The 15930-nt window shown below is 69.3% G+C and carries 17 protein-coding genes; 7 read left to right on the forward strand and 10 right to left on the reverse strand.

Annotation, left to right across the window (positions count from 1 at the left end):
* Window positions 1-121 precede the first annotated feature (121 nt).
* Window positions 122-1339, reverse strand: coding sequence for an acetyl-CoA C-acetyltransferase (locus tag AU195_RS04280; RefSeq protein WP_059157832.1), 1218 nt, complete (start codon window positions 1337-1339; stop codon window positions 122-124).
* Between the two features lie 31 nt (window positions 1340-1370).
* On the reverse strand, window positions 1371-2321 hold the full coding sequence (locus tag AU195_RS04285) for an SGNH/GDSL hydrolase family protein (RefSeq protein WP_059157921.1): 951 nt from the start codon (window positions 2319-2321) through the stop codon (window positions 1371-1373).
* A 181-nt stretch (window positions 2322-2502) separates the two neighbouring features.
* Between AU195_RS04285 and AU195_RS04290 the strand changes: the two genes are divergently transcribed.
* The 3 genes from AU195_RS04290 (at window position 2503) to AU195_RS04300 (ending at window position 5950) form a co-directional block, all read left to right on the forward strand.
* Window positions 2503-3555, forward strand: a complete 1053-nt coding sequence (locus AU195_RS04290; RefSeq protein ID WP_059157922.1) for an alpha/beta hydrolase — start codon at window positions 2503-2505, stop codon at window positions 3553-3555.
* A 57-nt stretch (window positions 3556-3612) separates the two neighbouring features.
* A complete protein-coding gene (locus AU195_RS04295) occupies window positions 3613-5007 on the forward strand; it encodes a cystathionine beta-synthase (RefSeq protein WP_059157833.1) in 1395 nt (464 codons plus the stop codon).
* 115 nt (window positions 5008-5122) lie between these two features.
* The gene (locus tag AU195_RS04300; protein ID WP_082702961.1) at window positions 5123-5950 is read left to right on the forward strand and encodes a DUF2189 domain-containing protein; all 828 of its coding nucleotides are present in this window, start codon (window positions 5123-5125) and stop codon (window positions 5948-5950) included.
* A gap of 6 nt (window positions 5951-5956) precedes the next feature.
* Here AU195_RS04300 and AU195_RS04305 read toward each other — a convergent pair whose 3' ends face one another.
* Complete coding sequence (locus AU195_RS04305) at window positions 5957-7126, reverse strand: acyl-CoA dehydrogenase family protein (protein WP_157531024.1); 1170 nt, start codon at window positions 7124-7126, stop codon at window positions 5957-5959.
* Between the two features lie 42 nt (window positions 7127-7168).
* Here AU195_RS04305 and AU195_RS04310 point away from each other — a divergent pair, with 42 nt between their 5' ends.
* Window positions 7169-8323 carry a cystathionine gamma-synthase gene (locus tag AU195_RS04310; protein WP_059157834.1) on the forward strand — a complete coding sequence of 385 codons (1155 nt, stop codon included), beginning with the start codon at window positions 7169-7171 and terminating at the stop codon, window positions 8321-8323.
* On the opposite strand, the gene AU195_RS04315 is transcribed toward AU195_RS04310, so the two are convergent.
* From AU195_RS04315 to AU195_RS04325, 3 genes are all read right to left on the reverse strand, one after another.
* Window positions 8315-8977: a GOLPH3/VPS74 family protein gene (locus tag AU195_RS04315; RefSeq protein ID WP_059157835.1), complete on the reverse strand. Its 663-nt coding sequence runs from the start codon at window positions 8975-8977 to the stop codon at window positions 8315-8317. The two genes, AU195_RS04310 and AU195_RS04315, sit on opposite strands and share 9 nt — an antisense overlap.
* 6 nt (window positions 8978-8983) lie before the next feature.
* Window positions 8984-9478: a transcription elongation factor GreA gene (gene greA / locus AU195_RS04320; protein WP_011561522.1), complete on the reverse strand. Its 495-nt coding sequence runs from the start codon at window positions 9476-9478 to the stop codon at window positions 8984-8986.
* 236 nt (window positions 9479-9714) lie between these two features.
* The gene (locus tag AU195_RS04325) at window positions 9715-10137 is read right to left on the reverse strand and encodes a DUF4307 domain-containing protein (RefSeq protein WP_059157836.1); all 423 of its coding nucleotides are present in this window, start codon (window positions 10135-10137) and stop codon (window positions 9715-9717) included.
* Window positions 10138-10287: 150 nt separating this feature from the next.
* Here AU195_RS04325 and mca point away from each other — a divergent pair, with 150 nt between their 5' ends.
* From mca to AU195_RS04340, 3 genes are read left to right on the forward strand one after another with little or no spacing between them, the layout of a single operon-like run.
* Window positions 10288-11160 carry a mycothiol conjugate amidase Mca gene (gene mca / locus AU195_RS04330; protein ID WP_059157837.1) on the forward strand — a complete coding sequence of 291 codons (873 nt, stop codon included), beginning with the start codon at window positions 10288-10290 and terminating at the stop codon, window positions 11158-11160.
* A complete protein-coding gene (locus AU195_RS04335) occupies window positions 11157-11450 on the forward strand; it encodes a hypothetical protein (protein ID WP_059157838.1) in 294 nt (97 codons plus the stop codon). Before mca ends, AU195_RS04335 begins: the two co-directional genes overlap by 4 nt.
* Complete coding sequence (locus tag AU195_RS04340) at window positions 11434-13440, forward strand: thioredoxin domain-containing protein (RefSeq protein ID WP_059157839.1); 2007 nt, start codon at window positions 11434-11436, stop codon at window positions 13438-13440. The genes AU195_RS04335 and AU195_RS04340 overlap by 17 nt, the downstream gene beginning before the upstream one ends.
* On the opposite strand, the gene AU195_RS04345 is transcribed toward AU195_RS04340, so the two are convergent.
* From AU195_RS04345 to AU195_RS04360, 4 genes are all read right to left on the reverse strand, one after another.
* Window positions 13428-13730, reverse strand: a complete 303-nt coding sequence (locus AU195_RS04345) for a cytochrome C oxidase subunit IV family protein (protein ID WP_059157840.1) — start codon at window positions 13728-13730, stop codon at window positions 13428-13430. The two genes, AU195_RS04340 and AU195_RS04345, sit on opposite strands and share 13 nt — an antisense overlap.
* A complete protein-coding gene (locus AU195_RS04350) occupies window positions 13727-14245 on the reverse strand; it encodes a cytochrome c oxidase subunit 3 (protein WP_157531031.1) in 519 nt (172 codons plus the stop codon). Before AU195_RS04350 ends, AU195_RS04345 begins: the two co-directional genes overlap by 4 nt.
* 62 nt (window positions 14246-14307) lie before the next feature.
* Window positions 14308-15072 (reverse strand): hypothetical protein, encoded by a 765-nt coding sequence (locus AU195_RS04355; protein ID WP_059157842.1) that lies wholly within the window; start codon window positions 15070-15072, stop codon window positions 14308-14310.
* The gene (locus AU195_RS04360; protein WP_059157843.1) at window positions 15069-15812 is read right to left on the reverse strand and encodes a hypothetical protein; all 744 of its coding nucleotides are present in this window, start codon (window positions 15810-15812) and stop codon (window positions 15069-15071) included. The genes AU195_RS04355 and AU195_RS04360 overlap by 4 nt, the downstream gene beginning before the upstream one ends.
* Between the last annotated feature and the right edge of the window lie 118 nt (window positions 15813-15930).

The following is a 15930-nucleotide window of genomic DNA, read 5'->3' on the forward strand; positions in this document are numbered from 1 at the left end:
GCATCCGCGACCGCAACACCAAATGACCGCCCACAACACACTCCAATCAAGAAGGGTGTTGCATCCACCGCTTGAAATCGCCCCGGGATTCGCGATCTGTGTGCAGAGTCAACGCAGGGAACTAGCTCAGGCGCTCGATGATCATCGCCATACCCTGGCCGCCGCCCACGCACATCGTCTCCAGGCCGAACTGCTTGTCGTGGGTCTGCAGGTTGTTCAGCAGCGTGGCGGTGATGCGGGCGCCGGTCATGCCGAACGGATGCCCCAGCGCGATCGCGCCGCCGGACACGTTCAGCTTGTCCTCATCCATGCCCAGCGCCCGCGCGGAGCCCAGCACCTGGACGGCGAACGCCTCGTTGATCTCGTAGAGGTCGATGTCGCCGATGCCCATCCCGGCGTTGGCCAGCGCCTTCTTCGACGCCTCGATCGGGCCGAGGCCCATGATCTCCGGCGACAGTCCCGACACACCGGTCGCGACGATGCGCGCCAGCGGCGTCAATCCGAGTTCGCGCGCCTTGGTGTCGGAGAGGATGACCACCGCGGCGGCGCCGTCGTTGAGCGGGCACGCGTTACCGGCGGTCACCGTGCCGTTCGGCCGGAACACCGGCTTGAGCTGGCTGATCTTCTCGTAGACCGTGCCCGCGCGCGGACCGTCGTCCTTCGACACGACGGTGCCGTCCGGCAGCGTCACCGGCGAGATCTCGCGCTCGAAGAAGCCGCTGTTGATGGCCTCCTCGGCGCGGTTCTGCGAGCGCACACCCCAGTGGTCCTGGTCCTCGCGGCTGATGCCCGTGTGCAACGCGACGTTCTCGGCGGTCTGGCCCATCGCGATGTAGACGTCCGGCAGGTTGCCGTCCTCGCGCGGGTCGTGCCACTCGTCACCGCCGGCCGCGCCCTGGTTGGACCGCTCCTGAGCCTCCGCGAACTTCGGGTTCTTGGTGTCGGGCCAGCCGTCGGCGTTGCCCTTCGCGAAGCGCGACACCGTCTCGACGCCCGCGGAGATGAAGGCATGGCCCTCTCCGGCCTTGATCGCGTGGAACGCCATCCGCGACGTCTGCAGCGACGACGAGCAGTACCGGTTGACGGTGGTGCCCGGCATGAAGTCGTAGCCGAGCTGTACGGCGACCGCGCGGCCGATGTTGAAACCGGACTCGCCCGCGGGCTGGCCGCAGCCCATGATCAGGTCGTCGATGTCGTGCGGGTCGAGCGAGGGCACCTTGTCCAGCGCGGCGCGCACCATCTGCGCGGCGAGGTCGTCGGGCCGCATGTCGACCAGCGACCCCTTGTTGGCGCGGCCGATCGGCGAACGCGCGGTCGAGACGATGACGGCTTCAGGCATGACGGCTCCTCAATCGCTGTTGAGCGAAACGCTAGCCTGCGGGCGCGATGACCGGTGCGGGCACCCCGGTCGTCCGGCGCCACAGGCGGGTGACGCCACCGACTTTGGCCAGCAGCGTGCTGACGTCGGCGGCGCGGGTCCGCAGTGCCTGCTCCGGTGCGCCCTCGGGACTCCGCTCGCCGAGCGCGTCGCACAGCGCGGGCAGCAGCTGGCTGGCGGCCAGCGCGTACCCCGCCGCCGAGGGATGGAACATGTCCTCGGAGAACAGCACATCCGGCTGCTGGTAGAACTGCGGCGCGAGCAGGTCGGAGAACGGCACCGGCACGCCGCCCTCGGCGCGCACCGCCGAGGCCTGGGCCCGCGCCAGGCGCAGCCCCAGGGTGCGGGCCACCGTGCGCAGGGGCTGCGGGATCGCGGTGATCACCCCGAAGTCCGGACACGTGCCGACGACGACGACCGCGCCGCTGGACCGCAGGCGGGCAACGGCCTTGCCCAGCCGGCGGGCCGACTGCGGGATGCCGTTGAGGGCGGTGATGTCGTTCGCGCCGATCATGATGACGGCGGCGTCCGGCGGTGGGCCCGCCACGAACATCGCGTCGATCTGGCCTTCCAGCCCCTTGGACGTCGCGCCGACGATCGCCTTGGTGCTCAGCCGGATCCGCTTCCCGGACTGTTCGGCGAGTCCGCGGGCGATGAGCACCCCGGGCACTTCGTCGGCGGTGCGGCATCCGTAGCCGGTCGCGGTGGAGTCGCCGAAGACCATCAGGTGCAGGTCGAACGGGTCGCCGCGGTGCCATCGCTCGACGGGGCCGCCACCGGGGGAGTAGACCCCGTCGGCGCGCGGTGGGACGTCCCAGGACTTCGGGATGACCTGGCGCGCCTGATCGGCCTGGCCGGTCAACAGGTTGCGCACCCCGATGTAGGCGGAGCCAGTCGATGCGAGCGTGGCCGCCACCGCCAGGGCACCGCGTGTTGCGCGCACAACGAACAGTTTAGGGACCGTCCGCGTGGCGATCCCGCGCCGGCGATCACGGTGCGGTATCAAACCCGGAACGAACATTGTTTGAACCATTGTGATATCGGTTACAAGTGCGAAGCTGAGTTACGGAGATGGACTGAGTAGCTGAGCACCTGGCACTACAACGGCGTAGAAGGTGATGGCGATGACGGCACCGAGCAGGGTCCCGAGCTCTTCATTTGCTGGGCTGCGGGCGGGCAGGCCGCACAGGCCACGGCGCTTCCCGGTCAGCGACGGTGCGCCGGTGGAGGTGATCGAGGACGGGCCCAGCATCGCCGGCCGGGTGATGGCGCTGGCAGCGCTGATGACGATCAAGCCGACGCTGACGATCGGTAGCCTCGCGCCCAAAATGCCCTGGCCATGGGGCGCCGTCGACTTCGCCTGCCGCCTCCTGCGGCCGGTCCCCGGCACGATCCGCGCCACCATCGGGCTGCAGAACTGCACCGCCCAACTGGTGCGGGCGCCCGGCGTACTGCCCGCAGACGGCAAACGCAGCATCATTCTCTACCTGCACGGCGGGGCGTTCCTGACCTGCGGGGTCAACTCGCACAGCCGCCTGGTGACGGCGCTGTCGAAGTTCGCTGACAGCCCGGCGCTGGTGGTCAACTACCGGATGATCCCCAAGCACTCGGTGGGTCAGGCCGTCGACGACTGCTACGACGCCTACCAGTGGCTGCGCCGCAAGGGCTACGAACCCGACCAGATCGTGCTGGCCGGCGACTCCGCGGGCGGCTACCTGTCGCTGGCGCTCGCCGAGCGCCTGCAGCTCGAGGACGAGACCCCCGCCGCGGTGGTGACCATGTCGCCGCTGTTCGAGCTCGACAACGAGGCCCGCGCCGACCACCCGAACGTCCACAGCGACGTGATGTTCCCGCAGCGGGCGTTCCACGCCCTGGTCGAGCTCATCGAGCACGCCGCCGAAAAGCACCTCGTCGACGGCCGTCCGGAGCCGATCTACGAACCGCTCGACCACATCGAACCCGGCCTCCCGCGGACCCTCATCCACGTCTCCGGCTCCGAGGTGCTCATCAGCGACGCCAGGAAGGCGGCGCGGCTGCTGGCGGCCGCCGGGGTGCCGGTCGAGGTGCGGGTGTGGCCGGGTCAGATGCACGTCTTCCAACTCGGGGCGCCGGTGGTGTCGGAGGCCCAGCGCTCGCTGCGTCAGATCGGCGAGTACATCCGAGAGGCCACCTGGTAACACGCACGTGCCGGAGGCCACCTGGATGCGCCGTGACCGGCCTGGGACGATGGAGTCATGCGCATCGCCCAGCACGTCAGTGAGCTCATCGGCAACACCCCTCTGGTTCAGCTGAATTCTGTTGTCCCCGCGGGGGCGGGCACGGTCGCGGCCAAGATCGAGTACCTCAACCCCGGCGGCAGCTCCAAGGACCGCATCGCGGTCAAGATGATCGACGCCGCCGAGGCCAGCGGTGAGCTCAAGCCGGGCGGCACCATCGTCGAACCCACGTCGGGCAACACCGGCGTCGGGTTGGCGCTCGTCGCCCAGCAGCGCGGCTACAAGTGCATCTTCGTCTGCCCCGACAAGGTGAGCGAGGACAAGCGCAACGTGCTGCGCGCCTACGGTGCGGACGTGGTGGTGTGCCCGACGGCGGTGGCCCCGGACGATCCGGACAGCTACTACAGCGTCTCCAACCGCCTCGTCACCGAGATCGAGGGGGCGTGGAAGCCCGACCAGTACTCCAATCCGATGGGGCCGGAATCGCACTACGAGACCACCGGGCCGGAGATCTGGCGCGATACCGACGGCAAGGTCACCCACTTCGTGGCCGGCGTGGGCACCGGCGGCACCATCACCGGCGCCGGGCGGTACCTCAAGGAGGTGTCCGGCGGGAAGGTGCGCGTCATCGGCGCCGACCCCGAGGGGTCGGTGTACTCCGGCGGCACCGGTCGGCCGTATCTGGTCGAGGGGGTCGGCGAGGACTTCTGGCCGTCGGCCTACGACCCCGCGGTGCCGGACGAGATCATCGCGGTCTCGGACGCCGACTCGTTCGACATGACCCGACGGTTGGCCCGCGAGGAGGGGCTGCTGGTGGGCGGCTCGTGCGGTATGGCCGTGGTCGCGGCGATCGAGGTGGCCGAGAAGGCCGGCCCGGACGCGCTGGTGGTGGTGTTGCTGCCCGACGGCGGCCGCGGCTACCTGTCGAAGATCTTCAACGACTCGTGGATGTCGTCCTACGGCTTCCTGCGCAACCGGCTCGACGGGTCCATCGAACAGCCGACCGTCGGAGATGTGTTGCGCGGCAAGTCCGGTGCGCTACCGGACCTGGTGCACACCCATCCGTCGGAGACCGTGCGCGACGCGATCGGCATCCTGCGCGAGTACGGCGTCTCGCAGATGCCCGTCGTCGGCGCCGAACCGCCCGTGATGGCCGGTGAGGTCGCGGGCAGCGTCTCCGAACGCGAACTGCTGTCGGCGGTCTTCGAGGGCCGCGCCAAGCTGGCCGATGCGGTGGCCGAGCACATGAGCCCGCCCATGCCGCTGATCGGCGCGGGCGAATTGGTCAGCACCGCGGCCAAGACCCTGCGTGAGTGCGATGCGCTGATGGTGGTCGAGGAGGGCAAGCCGGTCGGCGTGCTCACCCGCCACGATCTGCTCGGCTTCCTGTCGGACGGCAGCGCCCGCCGTTAGCGGGATGCACACTCGGGCATGCCTTCTGCCGTTGTGGTGAAAACCCTGCATTGATCATGATCTCCGGTACTGTTAGCTCGCTCGTTCCCCGCTGACCGCACATTGGAGAGCGTCCATGACCGACCAACCGCCCCCGCCGCCGCAGGGCGGGTATCCGCCACCGCCGCAGGGCAATTACCCGCCGGCCGGCTATCCCGTTGGGCCGCAGGGCAATTACCCGCAGGCGAACTTCGGGGCCGGTGGTTACAGCGTCGGTGACGCGTTCTCGTGGGCGTGGAACAAGTTCGGCAAGAACGCCGTTCCGCTCATCGTCGCCACGCTGGCCTACGGCCTCATCATCATCGTGATCCAGGCGCTGACCAACACGCTGTCGGCGGCGGTGGATCCGGGTGACTCCACCAACTACATGTCCGACGGCAGCGGCGTCGAGTTCTCCTACACCATCGACAGCCCGGCCGGGATCATCGTCGCGTTCATCGGCTGGCTGATCTCACTCGTGGTCGCGGCCGCGGTGCAGTCCGCCTACCTCGGCGGCATGCTCGACATCGCCGACGGGCGCGAGGTCTCGATCGGCTCCTTCTTCCGCCCGCGCAACATCGGCGGCGTCATCGTCGCGGGGCTCATCGTCGGGGTCATCACCACGGTCGGCTTCCTGCTGTGCGTCATCCCGGGCCTGATCGCGAGCATCATGCTGATGTTCACGGTGGTCAGCCTGATCGACCGCGGCCTCGCGCCGCTCGAGGCCGTCAAGACCAGCTTCAACGTCAGCAAGGCGCATTTCGGGAGTGTCTTCCTGGCCTGGCTGGTGATGGTCGCGACCGTGGTCGTCGGGGCGCTCTTGTGCGGTGTCGGCCTGCTGGTGGCCGCCCCCATCGCGACGCTCGTCCTCGTCTACACCTACCGCGTCCTCACCGGCGGTCAGGTCGCACCCAAGCAGCTGTAGTCCCAGTCATCCGCGGAAGGCGCTGACACCGGTCAGCGCCTCCCCGATGACCATCTGGTGCACCTCCGAGGTGCCCTCGTAGGTCAACACCGACTCCAGGTTGTTGGCGTGCCGCAGCACCGGGTACTCGAGCGTGATCCCGTTGGCGCCCAACAGTGTTCGGCACTGACGCGCGATCGCCAGCGCCTCGCGCACGTTGTTGAGCTTGCCGAAGCTGACCTGGTCCGCGCGGATGCGGCCCTCGTCCTTGAGCCGGCCCAGATGCAGCGCGAGTAACTGCGCCTTGCCCAGTTCGACGGCCATGTCGGCGATCTTGGCCTGGGTCAGCTGGTACGCCGCCAGCGGCTTGTCGAACACCTCGCGGCTGCCGACGTAGTCCAGCGTCGTCTCCAGACAGTCCCTGGCCGCGCCGACACTGCCGAACACGATCCCGAACCGTGCCTCCGACAGGCACGCCAACGGTCCGGACAGGCCGCGCGCCGCGGGCAGTTGGGCCTCGGCGGGCAGCCGGACGTCGTCGAGGATCAGCTCGGAGGTGTTCGACGCGCGCAGCGACAGCTTGTGTTTCATCTCCCGGCCCGAGAAGCCCTCGGTGCCCGCCGGGACGACGAACCCGAGGATGCCCTCCTCGGCCCGCGCCCAGACCACCGCGACGTCGGCGAGCGAACCGTTGGTGATCCACATCTTCGAGCCGTTGAGGATCCAGTCGGAACCGTCGCGGCGCGCGGTCGTGCGCATCCCCGCGGGGTTCGAGCCGAAGTCGGGTTCGGTGAGGCCGAAGCATCCGATCACGTCACCGGTGGCCATCGCGGGCAGCCACTGCTCGCGCTGCTCTTCGCTGCCGTGCTTGTGGATGGCGAACATCGCCAGCGACCCCTGTACCGAGACCATGCTGCGCAGGCCGCTGTCGACCGCCTCGAGTTCCTGGCACACCAGCCCGTACGCGGTGGCCGTCGAACCACCGCAGCCGTACCCCTCCAGGTGCATGCCGAGCAGGCCGAGCTTGCCGAACTCCGAGGCCAGCTCGCGCACCGGGACCTCCCCGGCCTCGAACCACTCGCCGACGTGCGGCCGCAGGCGCTGCTCACCGAAGCGGCGCACGGTCTGACGCAGCTCGCGGTCCTCCGGGGCGAGCATGGCGTCGGTGTCGAGCAGATCGTCGATACGTACGGTCATGAACCCATGTCTACACCGCGCTTCGATAGGCTCGACGGTGTTATGACTGAACAGCGCGACACCCACGGACTCGCCACCAAGGCCATCCACGCCGGGTATGCCCCCGACCCCCGGACCGGTGCGGTCAACACACCCATCTACGCCAGCTCCACCTTCGCCCAGGACGGCGTCGGCGGGCTGCGAGGTGGCTTCGAGTACGCCCGCACCGGCAACCCGACGCGCCAGTCGCTGGAGTCGGCGCTGGCTGCGGTGGAGGAGGCCGGCTACGGCCGCGCCTTCGCCTCGGGGATGGCCGCGACCGACTGCGCGCTGCGCGCGGTGCTGCGCCCGGGTGACCACCTCGTCATCCCGGACGACGCCTACGGCGGCACGTTCCGGTTGATCGACAAGGTGTTCTCCCAGTGGGGCATCACCTACACCGCGGTCGCGTTGTCGGACCTCGACGCGGTTCGCGCGGCGATCACACCGCAGACCCGCATGGTGTGGGTCGAGACGCCGACCAATCCGCTGCTGTCGATCGCCGACATCGCGGGCATCGCCGAGATCGCCTCAGGTGCGGGGCTGAAGGTGTTGGTGGACAACACGTTCGCCTCACCGGCGCTGCAGCAGCCGTTGACGCTGGGTGCCGACATCGTGTTGCACTCCACCACGAAGTACATCGGCGGGCACTCCGACGTCGTCGGCGGCGCACTGCTGACCGACGACGAGGAACTCGACACCGCGTTCGCCTTCCTGCAGAACGGAGCGGGCGCCGTTCCCGGCCCGTTCGACGCCTACCTCACGCTGCGCGGGCTCAAGACGCTGGTGGTGCGGATGCAGCGGCACAGCGAGAACGCCGCGGCGGTCGCCGAATTCCTCGACGGCCACCCGGCCATCGACTCCGTGCTCTACCCCGGTCTGCCCTCCCATCCCGGCCATGATGTGGCGGCCAAACAGATGAGCGGATTCGGCGGCATGGTGTCGGTGCGGTTGCGCGGCGGTCCGAAGGCCGCACGCGACTTCTGCGCCCGCACAGGCATTTTCATCCTCGCCGAATCGCTCGGCGGGGTGGAGTCGCTGATCGAGCATCCGGGTGCGATGACGCACGCCTCCACCGCCGGTTCCCAACTCGAGGTGCCCGAGGACCTGGTGCGGTTGTCGGTCGGCATCGAGGATCGCGCCGATCTGATCGCCGACCTGGAGCAGGCGCTAGGTTAACGCCGCGCGCATCGCCGCCGCGGTGACGGCGAGGTTCACCTCGGCCAGCCCCGTCGGCGATTCGTCGACCCAACTGCCGAGTGAGATCTCGCCGGCCCGGCCGTGCACCCACCGCCAGCCCCGGTCGTTGAGGCTGAGCAGCGCACCCAGTCCGTCCACCGCGTGCAGCAGCGTGATGACCGCCGCGGTGGAGGGGGTGGGCGGGGTGCGGTCGAACAGCGCCGAGAGCACCTGGGAGCGGGAGTGCGCCGCCCGGTCGCGGTTGGCCACCGGCCACGCGTAGTGGTGGCCGACCCGCTTACCGGGGAGTTCGACGCGCCCGATCTGACCGGTGCCCTCCAGGTGGGCGAGCAGCGCGTCCTCGGTGTGCCTGCGCAGTTTGTCGATCGCCGACGGCGGGCGCAGCGCACGGCGCTGCAACAGCCGGAACGCCGGTTCGGCGACGGGGTCGAGCCTGCCGCGAGGCGTCAGCGCGACGAGCCGGCCGGCCGGCGCGGGATCACCGTCGACCGCGGGTCGGATGAGGCAGGCGTGTGCGAGGTCGAGCAGCACCGCCGCGGCGAGTACCCGCTCACGGCGAGGCTTGTCCAGGCACGGCTGGGCGGACGCGTTGTCCAGCAGCAGCAGTAACAGGTCTTCGGCGATGCGCGCCATGGACCGTCAGGAGTGGTACGGCTCCGCGCTGACGAGGGTGACCTCGACGGTGCTGCCGCTGGGGACGGTGTAGGTGCGGGTCTCGCCGACCTTGGCGTCGATCAGCGCGGCGCCCAGCGGCGACGCGGGGGAGTACACCTCGAGCTTGCCGTCGTTGACGGCCTGCTCGCGGGTGCCGATCAGGAACGTCTCGGTGTCCTTCTCGTCGCCGTCGTAGTAGACCTTCACCACCGAGCCGGGCAGCGCGACGCCCGACTGCTTGGGGGCTTCGCCGACCTTGGCGTTGTTGAGCAGCTCCTGCAGCTGGCGGATGCGGGCCTCTTCCTGGCCCTGCTGCTCACGGGCGGCGTGGTAGCCGCCGTTCTCGCGCAGGTCGCCCTCTTCGCGGCGGTCGTTGATCTCGGCGGCGATGACGGGGCGGTTGGCGATCAGCTGGTCCAGCTCCGCCTTCAGCCGGTCGTATGACTCCTGGGTCAACCACGTGACCTGAGTGTCGGTCATGTCTTCGCGCTCCTGTCGTCGTTGTCTCGCGCTGTGTTCGCGTACGAAGTCTTGTGGGGTCGAGGGCCGGGGGCACGTGGCGTGTATCACTGCACCCCCGGCTCGTGTCCTCCCCGACACGGGTGTAAATGCAGCAATACACGGCCCCAGCCGGAACCGTGTACCCGTCGATGGTACCACCGGCGTGCCGGCGGCCGTTCACGATTTGGCTGTCGGCTGTTCGCCGTACGGCCGCGCTACGGGGCCACCAGGTAGGGCGGCACGTCGAGCCCGCACCCGTAGACGTCGCCGATCACCGGCGGCCTGCTTGATTCGACCACCGTGGTGACCTGCACTGTTGCCTGTTGCGCGGGCGGGACCAGGACCTCGCGGCGACCGGTCTCGCTGCCGTCCTTGGACCGGGCCCGCACGATGCAGACGGCGGGTTGCGACGGGTCCTCCCGGGTGACGGTGACAGTCACCTCGACGGTCCTGTCGTCGATGAGCCGGTAGGCGCCGAGCTCACCCTCGACGTCCTGGGTACCGAACCGCTGGGAGGCCACGATCGCCAGGATCACCCCGGCGACCACGACGGTCGCGGCCAGGACGGCGACCACCAGCCGTCGCGTCCGGCGCGAGACCCGCTGCCGCCCGTAGCGGGCGGCGGGACGTTCGATCATGCGTTTCGGGTGCCCGTCGGTCGGCCGGCTCTGTCAGGACTGAGACTATAGAGCGCAACGGGTGCGACCTCGAGGACGAGCCCGGCCGTGAACGGACCGGGGACCGGCCCGGGGCATAGTCGCGACGACGCCGTAGTTAGATGAGATGAGATGAGTGAACTGCGCTTGATGGCGGTGCATGCGCACCCCGACGACGAGTCGAGCAAGGGTGCCGCCACCATGGCCAAATACGCCGACGCCGGCGCCCGCGTCTTGGTGGTGACGCTGACGGGCGGCGAGCGCGGCGACATCCTGAACCCCGCGATGGACATCCCCGAGGTGCACGGCCGGATGGCCGAGATCCGGCGTGACGAGATGGCCAGGGCCGCCGAGATCCTCGGCGTCGAACACCACTGGCTCGGGTTCGTCGACTCCGGCCTGCCCGAGGGCGATCCGCTGCCGCCGCTGCCCGACGGGTGTTTCGCGCTGGCGCCGTTGGAGGAGTCCACCGAAGCGCTGGTGCGGGTGATCAGGGAGTTCAAGCCCCACGTCATGACGACCTACGACGAGACGGGCGGGTATCCGCACCCGGATCACATCCGCTGCCACGAGGTCTCGGTGGCGGCGTACGAGGCGGCAGGCGACTACCGCCGGTACCCCGACGCCGGTGAACCGTGGACGGTCTCGAAGCTGTACTACATCCACGGTTTCCTGCGGGACCGGATGCAGACCCTGCAGGACGAGTTCGCCAGGCACGGTCTCGAGGGGCCGTTCGCCAAATGGCTCGAGCACTGGAACCCCGACCGCGACATCTTCGCCAAGCGGGTGACCACCCGGGTGGAGTGCGCCAAGTACTTCCCGCAGCGTGACGATGCGCTGCGCGCGCACGCCACCCAGATCGATCCGAACAGCTTCTTCTTCGCCGCGCCGATCGAATGGCAGGAACGGCTCTGGCCGACGGAGGAGTTCGAACTGGCGCGCTCCCGCGTCCCGGTCAGCCTGCCCGAGACCGACCTCTTCGAAGGTCTCGAGGTGGACCGATGATCGACACCGTGATGCTGGCGACGGAATGGCTGGCCCAGGAGCAGCCCAGGGAGACCGGTCCCGACTTCGGTAAGGCCAGCCCGTTCGGGCTGCTCATCGTGGCCATGCTGCTGGTCGCGGTCTTCCTGCTGGTGTGGTCGATGAACCGTCACCTCAAGCGGCTGCCGGAGTCGTTCGACCCCGAACATCCCGAGCCCGATCAGGCCGTCGACGACGGCACCGTCGACCTCGGCGCCGACCCCGGCACCGTGGCCGAGAACGGGAACCCCCCGCGTGAGCCAGGGGGCTAACGAGCTCGCCGGGGCCACCAGCCCCTACCTGCGTCAGCACGCCGACAACCCGGTGCACTGGCGCCAGTGGACTGCGGCGGCGCTGGCCGAGGCGGCCGAGCGCGACGTGCCGATCCTGCTGTCGATCGGCTACGCGGCCTGCCACTGGTGTCACGTGATGGCCCACGAATCGTTCGTGGACGCCGACGTCGCGGCGGCGATGAACGCGGACTTCGTGTGCATCAAGGTCGACCGTGAGGAGCGGCCCGACCTGGACGCGGTGTACATGAACGCCACCGTCGCGCTGACCGGTCAGGGGGGTTGGCCGATGACGTGCTTCCTCACCCCTGACGGACGGCCGTTCTTCTGCGGCACCTACTACCCGAAGCCGAACTTCCTGCAATTGCTCGCCGCCGTCGCCGAGACCTGGCGTGCGCGTCGCGGCGAGGTCGAGGAGGCCTCCGACCGCATCACCGGCGAGCTGCGGAACATGGCGGGCGGACTGCCCGGTGGCGGGCCGCCGGTGCAGCCCGGGCTCTGCGACGCCGCCGTCGCCGCCGTGCTGCGGGACGAGGACACCGCCCGCGGAGGATTCGGGGGCGCGCCGAAGTTCCCGCCGTCGGCGCTGCTGGAAGCGCTGCTGCGCCACCACGAGCGCACCGGGTCGCCGGAGTCGCTCGACACCGTCGAACGCACCGCGGCGGCGATGGCCCGCGGCGGCATCTACGACCAGCTCGCCGGGGGCTTCGCGCGGTACAGCGTCGACGCCGAATGGGTGGTGCCGCACTTCGAGAAGATGCTCTACGACAACGCGCTGCTGCTGCGCGCGTATGCGCACTGGGCGCGCCGCACCGGCGATCCGCTCGCGCGCCGGGTGGCCGGGGAGACGGCCCGGTTCCTCATCGACGACCTGGGCGCCGACGCGATGTTCACCTCGTCGCTCGACGCCGACGCCGACGGCGTCGAGGGCCTCACCTACGCGTGGACGCCCGCCCAGTTGCGCGAGGTGCTCGGCGACGAGGACGCGCGCTGGGCGGCACGGGTCTTCGGTGTCACCGACGCGGGCACGTTCGAACACGGCACCTCGGTGCTGCAGTTGACGGCAAACCCCGACGACCCGGCCCGCTTCGAGCGCGTGCGCGCGGCGCTGCGGGCCGCGCGATCGACCCGGCCGCAGCCCGGTCGTGACGACAAGGTCGTCACCGCGTGGAACGGGCTGGCGATCACCGCGCTGGTCGAGGCCGCGGTCGCACTCGGCCAGCCCGAATTGCTCAGCGCGGCAACGGAATGCGCACGCGCTGTCCTCGGTCTGCATCTCGTCGGCGGCCGGTTGCGCCGCGCCAGCCTCGGCGGCCGGGTGGGGGAGAGCGCGGCGATCCTCGAGGACCACGCCGCGCTGGCCACCGGGTTGTTCGCCATTCACCAGGCGACCGGCGAAGCGCAGTGGCTGGAGGCGGGCCTGGGCCTGGTCGACGTCGCGCTCGAGCACTTCGCCGATCCGCAACGCGATGGCTCCTGGTTCGATACCGCCGACGACGCCGAAGCCCTGGTCCTGCGCCCCGCCGATCCGTTCGACGGCGCGACGCCGTCAGGTGCCTCGCTGATCGCGGAGGCGCTGCAACTGGCCGCGCATCTGGCGCCGTTCGACCGCGCCGGGCGTTACGCGGCGGCCGCGGACGCCACGCTGGCCACCGCGGCGCTGATCCTCGAACGGGCGCCGCGGTCCGGCGGGCACTGGCTCGCGGTGGCCGAGGCTGCGGTCCGCGGACCCATTCAGATCGCGGTGGCCTGCGATCCGGCGCAGTCCGAATTGCTGCACACCGCACGGCTACTCGCGCCGGGCGGGGCGATCGTCGTGGGCGGCCCCGCGGGGTCCTCGGAACTGCTGACCGACCGCGACCGCGTTCACGGCGCCGACGCGGCGTACGTGTGCCGCGGCCGGGTGTGCGACCTGCCGGTGACGACCGAAGCGGAGTTGGCCGCCGCGCTCACGGCCGCTCACACGAGATAGATCACGAAGACCGTCGCGAACAGCGCCGCCAGCCAGCAGTCACAGGCCCGCTTGAGCCAACGCGGCGCGGTGCGAACCTCCATGAAGTACCTGACGATCAGACGGGATTTGACGAAGGTCAACACCAGGACCAGCGCCGTGATCGGCGTGCTCGCGGCCACGGTGTCGGTGAAGTGGGCGGGCGCCAACCACCACGACCCCACCGTGATGGCGGTCAGGACGGCCCACGCCCACGTCAACGCCCGGCCGGTCGTGTGGGGATCGGCCCCCGCGGTATCGGTCACGGTCACCTCATCACGTAGAGCAGGCCGAAGATGATCACCCAGAGCAGGTCGACCATGTGCCAGTACACGGCACCGGATTCGACCACCGACGTCCTGCGCCGCCCGGGGTTCCGTAGTTCGCGCACCAGCACTCCGAGCACGATCAGCCCGATCAGCACGTGCACCAGGTGCACACCGGTCAGCACGTAGTAGAAGGCGTAGAACATCTGCGAGTTCGTCTGCCCCGCCGCGATCTTGACGTACCACTCATAGCCCTTGAAGACCACGAACAGCAGTCCGGCGAAGCCTCCCGCGTAGAGCAGGGTGATCGCGCGCTGGTGCCTGCCCGTCCGCGCGGCGAGCACGCTGCGCGCGACGAACAACGAACTGGTCAGGAGCACAACGGTGTTGAGTACGCCGATGTCGATGTCGAGGTGCTGCTGCGCGCGCAGGAACTCCTCGGGGTTCATCGCGCGGTAGACCATGAAGACGACGAAGTACCCGGCGAAGATGATCAGATCGCCCAGCACCATCACCCACATGTGCCCGTCGCCGGGCAGGTGGCCGTCGCTCTCGCGATCGACGCCGGCCGATGCCGTCTGCGTCACGACGCCGCCACCTCCGCCGGCGCGGGACCGTCGGTGAGTTCACGGGCAGTGGCCTTGCGCAGCAACATGATCAGCGCCCCGAGCCACAGGCTGAACACGACGACCGACCACCAGAAGGCCAGCGATCCGTTCCAGGCGAACGGGCCCGACTGTGCGACGAACATCTGCGTGGCGATCACCTCGGTGACGATCTGCCAGATACTCACGTAGGCGAACCATTTCGGGAAGATGTCGTTCTTGTCGTAGAGGATCGCGATCGCGAACACCAGGTAGGCCGCCGAGAAGCAGCCCAGCGACCCGTTGTACGACAGCATTCCGAGGTCGTAGAGCAGGCTGACGATCTTCGGATCGCGGTCGGTGCGGAAGGTGGCGGTGAGGAAACAGACCGCGACAAGCAGGAAGCCGGGCAGTGCGCCGACTCCCATACCGCCGATGTAGCCGTAGGCGAAGATCGGCCCCGTCGACATCCGCGACATGTGGTAGCCGACCAGGCCGTTGGTCACCGCGGCGCCACCGAGCAGCACCAGCAGCACGGTGAAACCGATCTGGATGGTCGCACTGTTGGCGACGAAGAACGCCACCTTGTCCTCGGCGCTGACATCGGGCCGGGGCGGTGGGGTCACCCGGGCCAGGATGCAGATGATCACCCCGAACACCGCGTACCACACCGGGAAGAACCAGCAGACCCAGCGCACATCGCGCCTGCCGGGGGGTACCCGGCCCGCGGTCCGGAGGCGTTCCGCGGGTGCGAGCACGCTCATCGCAGGACGCCCTCGTCACGCGCCTCGCGCAGCACCGCGGTGCGCAGCACGAAGAACATGACGATGACGAACACCGCGAACGCGCCGTTGCGCACCCAGAACGACAGGATCCCGTCCCACGCGAGGGGACCGGTGTGGAACACCGCGGCCCCCGCGGCCGGAATCATCGCCAGCCCGGTCGCGAGCGAGTAGTGGCCGACCCAACGGGGGAACACCGGATCGGGTCCGTCGTCGAAATACACCGCGAGTGCCAGCAGCGCGAACTGGGTGACCACCATCCCGACCGGCGCGATGAACACGATCCACGCCAGGTCGTTGAGCACCATGACCAGTGCCGGATCGCGGTCCGGCCGGAAGGCCGCCACCAGAAAGAAGATGTTCGACAGCGCGAAAGTCGTTGCGCCGCTGACGACGGCGGTGAGGTAGCAGTAGGCGAACACGCCCGTCTGCGTCCGCATCCGCTTCATCTGCATGACGATGACCATGAAGAACGGCAGCACCATGATTCCGCACAGGTTGAACGTCACCTGGCTCAGGCGGATCCACGCGGTGTGGTCGGTGTAGAACGCGGCGACCTGCTCGGCGTTCATGGTGGGCGACATCGGCGGCCGGAAACCGGGGAAGGCCAGCAGCGCGAGCAGCAACACCGCGCCGACCGCCGGCCCCGTCCACAGGCAGACCCACTGCGCCTTGATCTTCCCGGCCTTCGGCAGGTCCTGGACCTGCTCGAGGATCTGCACCCGTCGACCTCCACATGACTCGAGTCAGCTGGCTGAGCGCGCTGACCGCCCGCACGCCGGATCAGTCGCCGTTCCTGCTGTTCTGCGAATGACCGAGGCGTACATGCTCTTACCGTTG

The sequence above is a fragment of the Mycobacterium sp. IS-1496 genome, from assembly GCF_001499995.1.
Classification (GTDB): Bacteria; Actinomycetota; Actinomycetes; order Mycobacteriales; family Mycobacteriaceae; genus Mycobacterium.